Here is a 15,231-nt window from a genome sequence, read left to right on the forward strand (position 1 = left end):
TATTAATATATTATTTTTCTTCTTTTTTCTCAGGCTTTGGTAAAAGTACTTTTCTAGATAAGTTTACTCTTCCTTTTTCATCTATTTCAGTTACTTTAACTTCTACTTCATCTCCTATGTTTAGTACATCTTCAACTTTAGCTACTCTTTCGTGTGCTATATGAGATATATGAAGTAATCCTTCTTTTCCTGGAAGTATTTCAACAAATGCTCCGAAGTTCATTATTCTAGTTACTTTACCAGTATAAGTTTTTCCAACTTCAGCTTCAGCAACTATATCATTTATAAGCTTTTGAGCAAGTTTTATCATATCAGCATCTATTCCTGCTATGAATACTTCTCCTGTTTGTTCTATATCTATTTTAACTCCAGTTTCATCTATTATCTTAGTTATAACCTTTCCACCAGGTCCTATAACGTCTCTTATCTTATCTGGGTTTATATTCATTGTTACTATCTTAGGTGCATACTTAGATAATTCAGGTTTTGGCTCACTTATTGTCTTTCTCATTTCATTAAGTATGTGTATTCTACCAGCTTTAGCTTGAGTTAATGCATCTCTTAGTACTTGCTCATCTATACCAGCTATTTTTATATCCATTTGTATAGCTGTTATACCTTTTTCAGTACCTGCAACTTTAAAGTCCATATCTCCTAAGTGGTCTTCCATACCTTGTATATCTGAAAGTACTGCTACTTTATTGTCATGCTTTATAAGACCCATTGCAATTCCTGCTACCATATCTTTTATAGGAACACCAGCGTCAAGTAGTGATAATGTTGAACCACAAACACTACCTTGAGAAGTTGAACCATTTGAGCTAAGTACCTCAGATACAACTCTTATTGCATATGGGAATTCTTCTTTAGATGGTAATACTGGAAGTAAAGCTCTTTCAGCTAAAGCTCCGTGACCTATTTCTCTTCTCCCTGGACCTCTTGATGGTCTAGCTTCACCAACACTGTATGCTGGGAAGTTGTAGTGATGCATATATCTTTTACTTTCTTCTTCATCAAGTCCGTCAAGTATTTGAACATCTCCTAAAGCTCCAAGTGTAGCTATAGACATTACTTGAGTTTGACCTCTTGTAAATAATCCAGAACCATGAGTTCTTGGTATAAATCCATTATCACACCATATAGGTCTTATTTCATCTAGCTTTCTGTTATCTGGTCTTACATTTTCATGTACTATTAATTTTCTAACTTCTTCTTTTATTATAGCATGAAGAGTTTCTTCTATGTCTTGTTCAAATTCTTCAGCTATTTCTGCAAAATGTTCAAAAGTTTCAGCTTTAACAGCATCCATCTTTTCCATTCTTTCTAACTTTTCAAATGTTTTTATAGCTTCTGCCATTTTTTCGCTTGCAAATTCACGAACAGCTTTTTCTATATCTTCATCTACTTGATGAAGTACAACTTCCATTTTTTCTTTTCCAACTTCAGCTACTATTTGTTCTATAAATTCAACTATCTTTTTGATTTCTTCATGAGCAAATAATATAGCTTCAAGCATTATTTCATCTGGTATTTCTTCAGCCCCTGCTTCAACCATCATTATAGCATCTTTAGTTCCTGATACTACAAGGTGCATAGAACTCTTTTCTCTTTCCTCTGCTGTTGGGTTAACAACAAACGCCCCGTCAACAAGTCCTATTAAAACAGAACCTGTTGGTCCATTAAATGGTATATCAGATATAGATAATGCTACTGAAGAACCTATCATTGCTACTATGTCAGGAGTACAGTCTTGGTCTACTGATAAAACTGTTGCAACTACTTGTACATCATTTCTAAATCCTTTAGGGAATAAAGGTCTTATAGGTCTATCTATAAGTCTTGATGTAAGTATAGCTTTTTCCGACGGCTTTCCTTCTCTTTTTAAGAATCCTCCTGGTATTTTACCTACTGAGTATAACTTTTCTTCATAATCTACACTTAGTGGGAAGAAATCTATTCCATCTCTTGGTGCAGAAGACTTAGATACGTTAACCATTACCATCGTATCTCCGTATCTAAGTATAGCACTACCACTAGCAAGTTCTGCTATTTTTCCTATTTCAACAGAAAGTTCTCTCCCTGCTAAATCCATTTTAAATATTTTATGTTCAAACATTAATTGCTTGCCTCCTCTTTAAAAAACACGTTTATCATCCTATGTATTATATTATCAAAAATAGTATAAATTAACAACATAAAAGTAATTTACTATATTTGGGATAGCTTTGTTTAAATAACCTATTATTAATTTATTATTTACTTATTGATATAAATTTAGTCATATATGTTTTAATCAATTAATATATTCTTTTTAAATAAAAAGTCTGTGTTTAACTTAAAATACTTTAAGTCAAATACAGACTCTTTATATTAATATAAATATCTATCTCTTAATTCTTTTAGATCTTCTACTGTTAATCCAAATTCATTGTATAAATATTCTTCTGTAGTTTTATAATCTTCATCTATTCTTCTAAATGCTTCGTTTATATAATCTTCATTTACACCAAATAAATATTTTAATTTTTCCTCAGGAACATTTTTTAACTCAGGTTGTACTTTCATTATCTCTTCTATGGCATCTTGTGCTGATTGATTGCTTTTTAAATAATCTTTTATTATATCTTCTCTACTTACACCTAATATCATTAAAATTATAGCACATCCTACTCCAGTTCTATCTTTTCCTGCTGTACAGTGAGTTAAAATTGGTAGGTTATTTTCATCTCTAATAAGTTCAACTAATCTTTTATATGATTTGTTATTTACTGGTAAATCATAATATCTTTCTTTTAACATATTAAAAGCATTTTCATTTTCAAACATATTTAATAACATTTCTTTGACAGATCCAAACTTAGCCGCGCTCATATCATCCATATTCATAGCAGATACTCTTATGTACTCTATATTTTCTATTTCTTCTGTTGGATTTTCTTTACTTTCTTCTTCGCTTCTATAATCAAATACTAACTTTATGTTTAAATCTCTTAATGTCTGTATATCATCACTACTTAAATTAGCTAAATTTCCAGATCTGAAAAATAATCCTTTTTTTACAGTTCTTCCATCTGACGACTTACATCCTCCAATGTCTCTAAAGTTTATCAAAACTTATCCCTCCTTATCATTTACATTTGATACATACCCTAAATAATTATAATAAAACATAGGTATAATTTTCTATAAAAATCACATTTTAGAAATATATTTTATATAAATTTTTAAGTATACTTGAAATATTTAATTAAGAGTACTATAATCTAATTAAGTAATCACTTAACTAAAAGGAGTGAACATGAATAATTTAGCTAAAGTATTTAAGGCACTAAGTGATGAAACAAGACTTAAAGTTCTTTTGTTAGTTTCAAAAAGAGATATTTGCCAAAAAGGAATCTCTAGGTACTTAGGTATAACTGATTCATCAGTATCTCAGCACATAAAGGTTTTAAAGGAAGCTGAGATAATAAGAGGATATAAAGAAGGATACTACGTTTTTTATCATATTAATGAAAATGTTTTTAATGAATGTATATCATTTTTTAATTCTCTAGGAAATATTAATGAAAACTTATTAGATTTATCAAACATTAATCTTATAAGTACAGACTGCAGTACTAACTGCAAATCTATAAAAAAATGTTGTAAAAGAAGGGATGTTTAATTATGAAAATTTGTATGCCAGTAGAAGTAAATGAAGGTCTTTTAAGTAAGCCATTTGGACACTTTGGTTCAGCTCCAATGTTTTTAGTTTACGACTCAGAAACTAAGGAAGTGTCTGCTTTAGATAATGGAGATTTAGGGCATGAACATGGAAAATGCCAACCTATAAAAGCTTTATCAGGAAATGTTGTAGATGCAGTTATAGTTGGTGGTATAGGTCAAGGTGCTATAGTTAAATTAAATTCTATGGGAATAAAAGTGTATAAGGCTTTAGGAGCTACTTTAAAAGAAAATATAGATTTATTCAATGAAAACAAATTAAATGAATTCCCAAGTAATCACACATGCTCTCATGATGGATGCAACCATCATTAGAATATAAGTTTTGCATAATTATCAACATATAAAAGCCTCTTATTAAATCTTTAATAAGAGGCTTTTTATATAATTCTTAACTACAGTAGTTAACCACAGTTTTTTAAGTATAATAATTTTCTTAAATGCAAAAAAGTTATCTCTTACGAGATAACTTTTTATATATAGAAAAATTATTATTTTCTTAATCCTAACTTAGCTATTAACGCTCTGTATCCTTCTAAGTCTCTGTCTTTTAAGTAAGCTAATAAGTTTCTTCTTCTACCAACCATCTTTAAAAGACCTCTTCTTGAGTGGTGATCTTTTTTGTGGATTTTTAAGTGGTCGTTTAATTCGTTTATTCTAGCTGTTAATAAAGCTATTTGTACTTCTGGAGAACCAGTATCTCCTTCACTTCTTCCGAATTCTTTTATTATTTCTAATTTGTTCATTTGAATACCTCCATAATATTTAAAAATCGCCTATTACTAAGCACGAATTGGAGTAATTCTATGCCGAGTAATGGTTTACTCCAACTATTTTACCATACATTCACTAATATTGCAAACATAGTTTTCTCTTACATAGTTGGTATCTTTTTTCAATTGTTGTTTTAGTTCTTCTAAGGATGAAAACTTACGCTCATCTCTAATTCTTTCTAAAAACTCAACTTTTATAATCTTGCCATATATATCTTCATTAAAATCTAATATATTAGTTTCTATTGATAGCTTATCCCCATTTACAGTAGGATTAAAGCCTATATTTGTTGCGCCATAGTAAGTATTACCATCAATATATACTTTTGTTGCATATATACCATTTTTAGGTATTATCATATTTTTATCGCCTTGAATATTAGCTGTTGGAAAACCTATAGTTCTTCCAAGTTTTTTAGCGTGTATAACTTCTCCTTTTATTTCATAGTTATGTCCTAAATATTTTTTTACTTTAGATACTTGTCCATCTTTTATAAGATTTCTTATATAAGTACTGCTAACTCTTATATTATCTATTTTTATAGGATTTACTATCTCTAGTTCAAAGTTATACTCACTACATAGTTCTTTTAATAAATTTACATTTCCTTCTTTATTTTTTGCAAATGTAAAATCATATCCAACTATTATTTTCTTAACGCCTAACTTATCTATTAAGATGTCTTTTACAAACTCTCTTGGAGATATTTTAGTCATATATTCATCAAAAGGTATACTTATTATTAAATCTATACCCATATCTTTTATTCTTTGTTCTTTTTCTTTATTACTTATAATATTTTTTATTGAGTTTTTTATAAAATAATTTGCTGGATGGTTGTCAAAGGTAAATACTACACTTTTTATATTGTTTTTAAATCCATATTCTACTGCCTTTTTTACTAAGACTTGATGACCTTTATGAAGACCATCAAAGTTACCAATTGTAACTACACTTTTATTTATGTTTTGTATTTTATCTATAGATTTTATAATATCCATAATGAGTCCCCACTGAATTATAGTATTTTTTTAGTTTTATACTATAAATAGTTTATCACTCTTTACACTTATTTCGCTACCTTTTTTAATTAATTTACCACTACCTAAAAATTCACCTTCACAGTAAACTCTTACAATTTCATCATTTTCATTGAAATCTTTTTGTGTAAATCTTCTTTCATCTATTATTCCACCATTTACATAATACTTTCTTGCATTAGGGTGTATAGATAGACTGTTAAAGTTTGATAATACGTAGTCTATGTCATATAAATGTTCTTCTAAAGTGTTATTTTCCTTGTATTCTTGTAATTGTTCTAAAGTTATAGCATTTTCTAGATTAAATTTACCTGAAGATGTTCTAAGTAAGAAAGACATATGACCTCCACAACCTAGAACTTGTCCTATATCATAACATATACTTCTGACATAAGTTCCCTTTGAACACATTACATAAAACATTATCTTATTATCATTTATGCTAAGTATTTCTAATTTTTTAATATTTACTGGTCTAGTCTTTAGCTTTATTTCATCTGCTCTTCCGCTTCTAACTAAATCGCACATTCTTTTTCCATTTACCTTAAGTGCAGAATACATTGGAGGTAACTGATCTATATGTCCTCTTTGAGTTTCAAAAGCTTTTTCTATTTCTTCTTTAGAGTAGCTAAAGTTATCAACTCTATCTATTATCTCTCCTGAAGAATCGTAAGTGTCTGTTGTTATACCAAGAGTTAATTCACAAATATAGCTCTTATCTTTATTTAGTATAAGTTCACTTACTTTGGTTGCTTTTCCTATACATATAGGTAATACCCCTGCCGCATCTGGGTCAAGGGTACCTGTATGTCCAACTTTCTTTATATTTAAGGTTCTTCTTACTACACTAACAACATCATGAGATGTCATTCCTGTAGGTTTTATTATGTTTACTATTTTGTTCATGTCTTTATCACCTTAGATTGTTTTTAATACAGCTTCTAATACCTGTTTTTTTGCATTTTCAACACTATCATATATAGTGCATCCTGCTGCTCTTACGTGCCCTCCACCATTAAAGCTTTGCGCTATAAGGCTTACATCTACATAATTTTTAGATCTTAAGCTTACTTTTACTTCATTTTCTTTTTTCTCTTTAAGAAGTATTCCAACTTCTACTCCTTCTATATCTCTAGTATAAGATGTTATTCCATCTACATCATTGAAGCTTATTATGTTATTTTTTAACATTTCTTTTGTTATACATATACTAGCGACTTTTTCATTAACTATATCTAAAGTATTTAAAGCTTCTCCTAATAACTTATAATAGTTGTATGGATTACTTTGAAACACTTTTTGGATTATCATATCTCTTTTAGCACCTTTTATAAGTAGTTCTTTTGCCATTTCAAAACTACTTGGATGAGTGTTTGAATATGAGAAGTTTCCAGTATCTGTTGCAAGGCCTGTATATAAGGCTGTTGCTATTTTTTCATCTATTAAGTCTATGTTTTGAGTTTCACTATATCTTACTAATAAATTGTATACTAACTCACAAGTAGATGATGCATTTATATCTATGTAATTAAAATCTCCATAATTATCATTACTTGCATGATGATCTATACATATAACTTTATTAGCATTATTTATTATTTCTTCTTCTAAACATATTCTTTTTTTATCTCCGCAATCAAGAGCTATTAATGAATAGTTGCTTTCATTAAATTCATTAGATTTAAGTATCTTTATATCTTCAACTAAAAATTCTAAATTTCTAGGTGCATTATCATCTAAAACATAGTAAACGTTTTTACCTAGCTTTTTTAAGCTATAATACATTCCTAGAGTTGAACCTATATTATCACCATCAGGACTAATGTGAGAAGTGACAACAAAATTGTCACTTCCATTTATATAATCTATTATATTGTCTAGATTACTCTTCATCAAACATTTCCTCGTCTATTTCATTTGCAGTTTTTCCTTCATTGACTTTCTTTATTAATGTATCCATATACATTCCATTTTTTATAGAATCGTCAACTTTGAATATTATTTGAGGAGTATGTCTTAATTTAACATTTCTACTTACTTCTCTTCTAATGTAGTTTACTGCACTTCTTAGTCCTGTTAATGTAGATTCTTCATCTCCACCTAGTATACTTATATATACGTATGCATAACTTAAGTCACTTGTAACTTCAACATCAGTTACACTTACCATAGAGTTTATTCTAGGATCTTTTATTCCACTTATAAGCATTGTACTTATAACTTTTTTTATTTCTTCTGCTATTCTTTTTGTTCTGCTATATGATGCCATAAATATCGACCTCTTTTACTTCTATTTTAGAATAGCACATTAGAAATTATATTTGCAGTAAATATAATTTCTTTAATGTGCTTTGATTTTATCTATTAATTTATTAGCCATAATTATTTACAACATATTACATAGTTTTAAACCTTAAAAGTTTTTGTAATATATTATTATATGACTTAAAATATCTTTTTGTTATTATTGTCTATTTATCTAAAACTTATTATAAACTTTTTCTTTCTACTTCTTTAGTTATATAAGCTTCTATTATATCTCCGATTTTTACATCGTTGTAGTTAACAAAGCTTAATCCACATTCGTATCCGTGGTTAACTTCTTTAACATCATCTTTGAATCTCTTAAGAGCTGCTAATTGTCCATCATGGATTACTATACCATCTCTTACTATTCTTACCTTAGAACCTCTAAATATCTTACCACTTGTTACATAACATCCAGCTATTGTTCCAACACCTGATAATTTGAATGTTTCTCTAACTTCAGCTTTACCAGTATCTTCATCTTTAAGTTCTGGATCAAGCATTCCAAGCATTGCAGCTTGAACATCTTCTATAGCTTTGTATATTATTGTGTAACATCTTATATCAACAGATTCTTTTTTAGCTATAGTTTCAGCAGTAGCTCCAGGTCTTACGTTAAATCCTATTATTATAGCATTAGATGCAGCAGCAAGCATAACATCTGACTCAGTTACAGCACCAACACCACCATGTATAACTCTAACTGCTACTTCTTCAGTAGATAATTTTTCAAGTGATTGCTTAACAGCTTGAACTGAACCTTGAACATCAGCTTTAACAACTATGTTTAATTCTTTTACATCAGCATCATTCATGTGACTGAAGAAATCATCAAGAGACATTCTTTGGTTAGATTTTAACATTTCTTCTCTAGCCATTTGAGCTCTCTTTTCAGCTACACTTCTTGCTATCTTTTCAGTAGCTACAGCAACAAATTGATCTCCACCTTGTGGAACTTCTGATAAACCTAATATTTCTACAGCAGTAGATGGTCCAGCAGTTTTAACTCTTTTTCCTTTAGAGTTTATCATTGCTCTTACTTTACCACTTGCAGTACCACATACTATTGGGTCTCCAACTTTAAGTGTTCCACCTTGAACAAGTACAGTAGCAACTGGTCCTCTTCCCTTATCAAGCTCTGCTTCTACAACAGTACCAACAGCTCTTTTATCAGGGTTAGCTTTGAATTCTTCAACTTCTGCAACTAATAATATCATTTCAAGTAAAGTATCTATTCCTTCACCTTTAAGTGCTGAAACTGGAACTGCTATAACATCTCCACCCCAGTCTTCAACTAATAATCCTTGATCAGCTAATTCTTGCTTAACTCTATCAGGGTTAGCTGCTGGTTTATCTATTTTGTTTATAGCTACTATTAATGGTACTTCAGCAGCTTTAGCATGGTTTATAGCTTCAACAGTTTGAGGCATTATACCGTCATCTGCTGCAACAACTAATATTGCTATATCAGTTACTTGTGCTCCTCTAGCTCTCATTGCTGTGAAGGCTTCATGTCCTGGAGTATCTAAAAATACTATCTTTTGTCCATTTACCATTACTTCAGAAGCACCTATATGTTGAGTTATTCCACCTGCTTCTCTTGAAGTTACGTTTGTTGATCTTATTGCATCAAGTAAAGATGTTTTACCGTGGTCAACGTGTCCCATAACTGTAACAACTGGAGGTCTAGGCTTTAAGTCTTCTTCTTTATCTTCTTCTATTTCCATTAAAGCATCTATTGCTTCAACTTCTTCTTCATCTGCTCCTCCAACTACTAATTCAAATCCGTAGTCCTTAGCAACAAGTGAAGCTATTTCGAAGTTTAATTCTTGGTTTATTGTAGCCATAGTTCCCATTTTCATAAGCTTCATTATTATTTCTGAAGCTGACTTATCAAGGGCATTAGCTAATTCTTGAACAGTTAATTTTCCTTCTATTTTTAATATATTTCCTTTAGCCGCTGCTATTTCTTCTTTTAATATGTCTATAACTAACTCTAATTCATCTTCTGCTATTTCAGAGTTTTCGTTTTCTACATCTATATCTAATTCTTTTAACTTTTGTATCATTTCTTCATTTGATACTTTCAATTCTTCTGCGATTTGGTATACTCTTGTTGACACAAGACCACCCCCTATTATATTTTTTGTGTTTCCATCAACTCACTGATTTTATCAGCAAAGTTTTTGTCCTTTATACCTATGACTGCTCTAGGAGCTTTTCCTATAGCTAGCCCTAGTTGTAGCTTTGTTGAGAAGTATACATACGGTATACTTCTATATGATGATTTATCTTTATATAACTTTTTAGTATTATCAGATGCGTCATCTGCTACTATAACTAGATTTACCTTCCCTTTTTTAAGGTCAGCTAAAGTAGATTCGCCAGACACTATCTTCCCTGCTCTTGTGGCAAGGCCTAAAAATGAATATATTTTTGCTTCACTAGTCTTCATAACTTTCTAGCTCCTTAAGTAGATTGTCATATACATCAGATGGAACTTCCATTTTGAATGCTCTATTTAAAGCTTTGCTTTTTATAGCTTTTTTTAGACATTCTACATCCTTACATATATATGCACCTCTACCGTTTGCCTTTCCTGTTGGGTCTAAAAATATTTGACCTTCCTTAGTCTTAACTATTCTTATTAGCCCTTTTTTTGCATCTCTTTCTTGACATGCTATACATTTTCTTTGAGGAACCTTTTTTTGTTTTTGCAAAGAGTACCCCTCCTTTATTACTCAGCGTCTATGTTAGTTTCTTGAGGCTCTAACCCTGCTTGAGATTCACTTTTTATATCTATTTTCCAGTTAGTAAGCTTAGCTGCAAGTCTAGCATTTTGTCCTTCTTTACCTATTGCAAGTGATAATTGGTAATCAGGTACTACTACTAAAGCAGATTTTTCTTCTTCATTTATATCAACCTTAACAACTTTTGATGGGCTAAGTGCTGCACATATAAATTCAGCTGGATCATCACTGTATTTTATTATATCTATCTTTTCGTCACCTAATTCATCAACTATGTTTTTAACTCTTGAACCTTTTGGTCCTACACAAGCTCCGATTGGATCTATCTTTTCATCTATTGACTTAACTGCCATCTTAGTTCTAGAACCAGCTTCTCTTGATATAGATTTAACTTGAACTATACCTTCAAATATTTCTGGAACTTCAAATTCAAATAATCTCTTAACTAATCCTGGATGACTTCTTGATACTACTATTTGAGGTCCTTTATTAGTTTTCTTTACCTCTAATATGTATACCTTTATTTTTTGACCAGCTCTGTATGTTTCACCAGGTATTTGATCTTGTGGAGTCATTATTGCTTCTATTCTTCCAAGATTAACATGAACTATGTTTTTGTTTACTCTAGCTACTTCTCCTGTAACTATTTCATTTTCTTTATCCATAAATTCATTGTATACTATTTCTCTTTCTGCTTCTCTTATTCTTTGAACAACTACTTGCTTAGCAGTTTGAGCAGCTATTCTTCCAAAGTCCATAGGAGTTACTTCATTTTCTATTATATCTCCTAATTCGTAGTTTGGACTTATTTCTCTAGCGTCTGCTAATTCTATTTCTAAGAATGTATCGTATAAATCTGATTCATCAACTACTACTCTTTGAGAGAATACTTTAACGTCTCCTCTTTCTCTATCAAACTCAACTCTTACGTTTTGAGCAGAACCAAAGTTTTTCTTGTATGCTGTTAAAAGAGCTTGTTCTATAGTGTCTATAAGTATTTCTTTATCTATTCCTCTGTCTTTTTCTAACTCATCTAATGCTTCTATAAATTCGTGGTTCATTTTATTTTTACCCTAAGCTATCTTATTAAAACTTTATTGCAAGTCTTACAAGAGCTACTTCCTTTCTATTAAATTCAACTTCTTCATCATTTATTATAACTTTTATAGTATTTTCATCTGTTAATCCAACTAATGTACCTTCAAATTGCTTTGAGCCATTTAGTGGTTTGTATAATTTTATCTCAACGTCTCTTCCAGCGTATCTTACAAAGTCTTTATCTTTTTTAAGCGGTCTATCAAGTCCTGGTGAAGATACTTCTAAGAAGTAGTTATCTTTTATAGGATCTTTAACGTCTAAAACTTCGCTTAATTGTCTACTTACAGCTTCACAATCATTTAATGATATTCCGCCTTCTTTATCTAGGTATACTCTTAAGTAATACTCGCCAGCTTCTTTTACATATTCTACATCTACTATTTCAAAATTAAGTGGTTCAGTTATTTCTGATACTAATTCTTCTATAGTAGCTTCTATACTCTTTTTCATATTTTTCCCTCCTATTCAGTTGTCAGTTTATTTAAAACAAAAGAGTGAGAACTTCTGGTCTCACTCTTAGTGTTTGCAAAATGTATTATTTTATATACTATAATAACATATATAAGGTTTAATTGCAAATTTTTTGAAATTACTATGTTTCTAAGCCATTTTATTTATATTTAGCCTTTGATATTATATGAGTCATTGTTCCCATTGGACAATAAACACACCAAGAACGAGGCTTATATAAAAGCATTGTAATTACACCTAGTAATGTAGATGTAATCATCATACTATAAAATCCAAAAGCAAATTGTGCTACCCAGGGGCTTACCATACTTACATTAGCTACTTTCCATGGCATTTTGAATGTCCAAAGTATTGTTATAACTTCTTTTAGGCTATTAGTTTGGTTAAATACTAAGTATGTCATAAACAACATATTTATAAACATTGTCATAAAAAATATTAAAAATCCATATCTAAACCACTTACTTTTTAGAAACTTAGGAATATCATTGTATTTTGATAGTTTCATTTTATTTCCCATTAAATTTAATAGTTGACCTCTCCCACAGTAAGTATTGCAGTATGCTTTGCCTTTTCCTAATATTGCCATAACTAAAGGTATTGTAAAGCATTGTAATCCTAGCCATGCAAATAATATATTAAATAACCCTAGGAATAAATATAGAGCACTTAATATCCACATATACTCTTTCCAAGTTTTCTTTTTCATTATATACATTCCTCCATGCTTTTTATTTCTATAACAGATGCAGGACATGCTTTAGCACATTTTCCACATCCTACACATTTTTCTAGGTTAATTTTTGCAAATACACCTTGTTCTATGCTTATAAGGTTTAGTGGACATTCTTTTATACAAGTTCCACAAGCTACACAGTGATTTGTATCTATAATTGCCTTTTTTCTTATTTTCATAATTATTCCCTCCTATATTTCTTATAGAAGTATTATATTAATTTTTAATTTTTAGTTCTGTGACTTTGTCACATTCAAATAATTTATTTGTAAAATAAAAAATGACCTATAATAGGTCATTAAAGAAATTATACAGAAAAAGGTTGTTTCAGCTATGTTAGCCAACTTTATGATAAATATCAAATAAAAATAACTCTATCATAGTTATTTCAATATATACTAAGATAGAGTTATTAATTTTACACTAATCAATATTACATTATAAATAATAATTCTTCATTTTATATATAAATTTTTCATCATTAGAATAAATATCAACGCCTCTATCATCATATAAAAAGAATACATTTTTAGTTTTATTGTCTATAATATATACTGCACCATCTAAAACTGTATCTTCACCTATATCAGAAAGAATTATTTTCCTAAAGAGTGATTTACTATCTATTTTGTTAGTAACCCAGATATATCGTGTTGCCTTAAATTTTTCACCTTCATCGTTCCATTCAAAAGAATAAACAAAACAAGTTGGTGAATTTAAGCAATTTTCTATAAACTCCTTTTCTCCTTTATGATAAGTATTATATTTATCTTCAAATAAAACAGTCAAATCATTTGAAAAATTACACTTATCCCATATATTTTGTGCTGATTTAGCACACAAATCCACATATTCTGGCCTAAAATTTAATTCTTCATTTTCACTGTAAGCCATCTCGTAATATGGTGATTCATTTGCTGCCAAATCAAACGAAATACAAATTTTAGTTTTATTAAGTTGTTTATTAGTTAGGCTATTTACATATAAATCCACTAAATCCCCTCCTTTTTATCAAAATTCATATTCATATAGAATTATCATAATTATTATTTCATTGTATATATATTTATTTTTTCGTATAAATCACTAGGAACTATATACCATACACTAGTCTCTCCTATATCCCTTCTGGCAAAGCCTTTATCTTTACTACATAATCCTAATCTATTTCCTTCATTATCTTTTATAAATAAGTCTGGCTCTAAATCTATATCATTTTCTCCATGCCATCTAGTTATATGTATAGAATTAAGGTCTTCCATTAATTTGTATTTTTCATATATATCATCTATTAATACACTTTTATTATTATTTATATTTTTTATAGTTATTTCTAAATCCTCATAATCTTCTTCATTAGAAGATATTTCATAGTTTGTTAGGTAGTATTTGTAGTCTATGTTACTCCATGAGCCTTCACTTACTTTTTCCATAGGAATGTACATAATACCACTAGCCTTAATTATATCACTATTAGGATATAGTTTATCAGTTGAATAATTAGATGAATTAACTATATATGCTTTTTTATTTTCTATATAACTTAAATCATTTTCATATTTTATAGTATAAATATCTGCTTTATCATATTTTTTTAATTCTATATTATCTATGATTTCTAATAGTTCTTCAGTTGTCGTGTTAAATTCATTCTCTACAATCTGACCTTTGTTGCTTATTTTGCTTTGTTTTACAGAATAATCACCATTATATATTCCTATACTTACAAGTTTGTTATTTACTTTATCCTCTATATACATATCTAGTAATTTTATTTTTTTATTATTGTCATATTTTACTTCAAAATTTACTATATCCGTTTCCCATGATAATCCTAATTCATTTTTTATTGTTTCATAATCTTCTTTTAATGTATCCATAGATATATTTTTTATATCAAATTTTATATCTCTATAATCTGCTACATCATATATAATATTGCTTAATATAGTTGAATATAACATTAAAACTCCTAGGATTGTTGCTTTTTTCTTTATAATACTATTTGGTCTTTCTTTGTTTTTTAATAAAAACCAATATAATAAAAATCCTGCTGGTATTATTATTGGATACCAGTTAAATGCAAATTCTAATCTAAATGCTCCAAGTATAAAAAATCCTACTAATTTTAAAGGTAGGTATTTTTCACTTTCTTCTTTTTTATAATATATATGTATTAGATATGCTATTGTAGCTCCCCAAAATATTAAATTTATCATACCACTTTCTTCTGCAAACTCTATAAATTTGTATATATACTCCACATAACCCCTCCATAATCTTTATCATATATATGATATATTAATTTTAATTATATATGGTAAAGATTTGA

18 protein-coding genes are annotated in these 15,231 nt (G+C 29.1%); 2 read left to right on the plus strand and 16 right to left on the minus strand.

Annotated features, from left to right (window positions below; genetic code table 11):
- Positions 1-10: 10 nt before the first annotated feature.
- Both pnp and ABHC41_RS11060 read right to left on the minus strand, forming a co-directional pair.
- Positions 11-2,116, minus strand: a complete 2,106-nt coding sequence (pnp, locus tag ABHC41_RS11055) for a polyribonucleotide nucleotidyltransferase (protein ID WP_271892233.1) — start codon at positions 2,114-2,116, stop codon at positions 11-13.
- A 254-nt stretch (positions 2,117-2,370) separates the two neighbouring features.
- Complete coding sequence (locus ABHC41_RS11060; protein WP_166505768.1) at positions 2,371-3,111, minus strand: tyrosine-protein phosphatase; 741 nt, start codon at positions 3,109-3,111, stop codon at positions 2,371-2,373.
- Between the two features lie 187 nt (positions 3,112-3,298).
- Here ABHC41_RS11060 and ABHC41_RS11065 point away from each other — a divergent pair, with 187 nt between their 5' ends.
- Positions 3,299-3,664, plus strand: coding sequence for a metalloregulator ArsR/SmtB family transcription factor (locus ABHC41_RS11065; RefSeq protein WP_166505769.1), 366 nt, complete (start codon positions 3,299-3,301; stop codon positions 3,662-3,664).
- Between the two features lie 2 nt (positions 3,665-3,666).
- Entirely contained in the window at positions 3,667-4,038 is a 372-nt protein-coding gene (locus tag ABHC41_RS11070) for a NifB/NifX family molybdenum-iron cluster-binding protein (protein ID WP_166505770.1), read from the plus strand.
- A 176-nt stretch (positions 4,039-4,214) separates the two neighbouring features.
- Here ABHC41_RS11070 and rpsO read toward each other — a convergent pair whose 3' ends face one another.
- From rpsO to ABHC41_RS11140, 14 genes are all read right to left on the minus strand, one after another.
- On the minus strand, positions 4,215-4,469 hold the full coding sequence (rpsO, locus tag ABHC41_RS11075; RefSeq protein ID WP_092924772.1) for a 30S ribosomal protein S15: 255 nt from the start codon (positions 4,467-4,469) through the stop codon (positions 4,215-4,217).
- 84 nt (positions 4,470-4,553) lie between these two features.
- On the minus strand, positions 4,554-5,498 hold the full coding sequence (locus ABHC41_RS11080) for a bifunctional riboflavin kinase/FAD synthetase (protein WP_195237374.1): 945 nt from the start codon (positions 5,496-5,498) through the stop codon (positions 4,554-4,556).
- 36 nt (positions 5,499-5,534) lie between these two features.
- Entirely contained in the window at positions 5,535-6,443 is a 909-nt protein-coding gene (gene truB / locus ABHC41_RS11085) for a tRNA pseudouridine(55) synthase TruB (protein WP_195581288.1), read from the minus strand.
- 12 nt (positions 6,444-6,455) lie between these two features.
- On the minus strand, positions 6,456-7,430 hold the full coding sequence (locus ABHC41_RS11090) for a bifunctional oligoribonuclease/PAP phosphatase NrnA (RefSeq protein ID WP_195237371.1): 975 nt from the start codon (positions 7,428-7,430) through the stop codon (positions 6,456-6,458).
- The gene (gene rbfA / locus ABHC41_RS11095) at positions 7,420-7,806 is read right to left on the minus strand and encodes a 30S ribosome-binding factor RbfA (protein WP_092924764.1); all 387 of its coding nucleotides are present in this window, start codon (positions 7,804-7,806) and stop codon (positions 7,420-7,422) included. Before rbfA ends, ABHC41_RS11090 begins: the two co-directional genes overlap by 11 nt.
- A 220-nt stretch (positions 7,807-8,026) precedes the next feature.
- Positions 8,027-9,967 (minus strand): translation initiation factor IF-2, encoded by a 1,941-nt coding sequence (gene infB / locus ABHC41_RS11100; RefSeq protein ID WP_195237369.1) that lies wholly within the window; start codon positions 9,965-9,967, stop codon positions 8,027-8,029.
- A 14-nt stretch (positions 9,968-9,981) separates the two neighbouring features.
- Positions 9,982-10,299 carry a ribosomal L7Ae/L30e/S12e/Gadd45 family protein gene (locus ABHC41_RS11105; protein ID WP_195928725.1) on the minus strand — a complete coding sequence of 106 codons (318 nt, stop codon included), beginning with the start codon at positions 10,297-10,299 and terminating at the stop codon, positions 9,982-9,984.
- Positions 10,289-10,564 carry a YlxR family protein gene (locus ABHC41_RS11110; protein WP_092924758.1) on the minus strand — a complete coding sequence of 92 codons (276 nt, stop codon included), beginning with the start codon at positions 10,562-10,564 and terminating at the stop codon, positions 10,289-10,291. Before ABHC41_RS11110 ends, ABHC41_RS11105 begins: the two co-directional genes overlap by 11 nt.
- A 17-nt stretch (positions 10,565-10,581) precedes the next feature.
- A complete protein-coding gene (gene nusA / locus ABHC41_RS11115) occupies positions 10,582-11,655 on the minus strand; it encodes a transcription termination factor NusA (protein ID WP_195237368.1) in 1,074 nt (357 codons plus the stop codon).
- A 25-nt stretch (positions 11,656-11,680) separates the two neighbouring features.
- The gene (gene rimP, locus ABHC41_RS11120; protein WP_195237366.1) at positions 11,681-12,142 is read right to left on the minus strand and encodes a ribosome maturation factor RimP; all 462 of its coding nucleotides are present in this window, start codon (positions 12,140-12,142) and stop codon (positions 11,681-11,683) included.
- A 160-nt stretch (positions 12,143-12,302) separates the two neighbouring features.
- A complete protein-coding gene (locus ABHC41_RS11125) occupies positions 12,303-12,872 on the minus strand; it encodes a 4Fe-4S binding protein (RefSeq protein WP_195237364.1) in 570 nt (189 codons plus the stop codon).
- Positions 12,872-13,078 carry a 4Fe-4S dicluster domain-containing protein gene (locus ABHC41_RS11130; RefSeq protein WP_271892242.1) on the minus strand — a complete coding sequence of 69 codons (207 nt, stop codon included), beginning with the start codon at positions 13,076-13,078 and terminating at the stop codon, positions 12,872-12,874. Before ABHC41_RS11130 ends, ABHC41_RS11125 begins: the two co-directional genes overlap by 1 nt.
- Before the next feature lie 259 nt (positions 13,079-13,337).
- Entirely contained in the window at positions 13,338-13,892 is a 555-nt protein-coding gene (locus ABHC41_RS11135; RefSeq protein WP_271892244.1) for a hypothetical protein, read from the minus strand.
- Positions 13,893-13,945: 53 nt separating this feature from the next.
- On the minus strand, positions 13,946-15,163 hold the full coding sequence (locus ABHC41_RS11140) for a hypothetical protein (protein WP_271892246.1): 1,218 nt from the start codon (positions 15,161-15,163) through the stop codon (positions 13,946-13,948).
- Positions 15,164-15,231 lie beyond the last annotated feature (68 nt).

Source organism: Romboutsia sp. 1001216sp1 (assembly GCF_039841805.1).
In the GTDB taxonomy this organism is placed as follows: domain Bacteria; phylum Bacillota; class Clostridia; order Peptostreptococcales; family Peptostreptococcaceae; genus Romboutsia_C; species Romboutsia_C hominis.

Coding starts and splice junctions, on each gene's coding strand:
- pnp (WP_271892233.1), bottom strand. CDS start 2,116: ATGTTTGAACATAAAATATTTAAAATGGATTTAGCAGGGAGAGAACTT.
- ABHC41_RS11065 (WP_166505769.1), top strand. CDS start 3,299: ATGAATAATTTAGCTAAAGTATTTAAGGCACTAAGTGATGAAACAAGA.
- ABHC41_RS11070 (WP_166505770.1), top strand. CDS start 3,667: ATGAAAATTTGTATGCCAGTAGAAGTAAATGAAGGTCTTTTAAGTAAG.
- rpsO (WP_092924772.1), bottom strand. CDS start 4,469: ATGAACAAATTAGAAATAATAAAAGAATTCGGAAGAAGTGAAGGAGAT.
- ABHC41_RS11080 (WP_195237374.1), bottom strand. CDS start 5,498: ATGGATATTATAAAATCTATAGATAAAATACAAAACATAAATAAAAGT.
- truB (WP_195581288.1), bottom strand. CDS start 6,443: ATGAACAAAATAGTAAACATAATAAAACCTACAGGAATGACATCTCAT.
- ABHC41_RS11090 (WP_195237371.1), bottom strand. CDS start 7,430: ATGAAGAGTAATCTAGACAATATAATAGATTATATAAATGGAAGTGAC.
- rbfA (WP_092924764.1), bottom strand. CDS start 7,806: ATGGCATCATATAGCAGAACAAAAAGAATAGCAGAAGAAATAAAAAAA.
- ABHC41_RS11105 (WP_195928725.1), bottom strand. CDS start 10,299: ATGAAGACTAGTGAAGCAAAAATATATTCATTTTTAGGCCTTGCCACA.
- nusA (WP_195237368.1), bottom strand. CDS start 11,655: ATGAACCACGAATTTATAGAAGCATTAGATGAGTTAGAAAAAGACAGA.
- rimP (WP_195237366.1), bottom strand. CDS start 12,142: ATGAAAAAGAGTATAGAAGCTACTATAGAAGAATTAGTATCAGAAATA.
- ABHC41_RS11125 (WP_195237364.1), bottom strand. CDS start 12,872: ATGAAAAAGAAAACTTGGAAAGAGTATATGTGGATATTAAGTGCTCTA.
- ABHC41_RS11130 (WP_271892242.1), bottom strand. CDS start 13,078: ATGAAAATAAGAAAAAAGGCAATTATAGATACAAATCACTGTGTAGCT.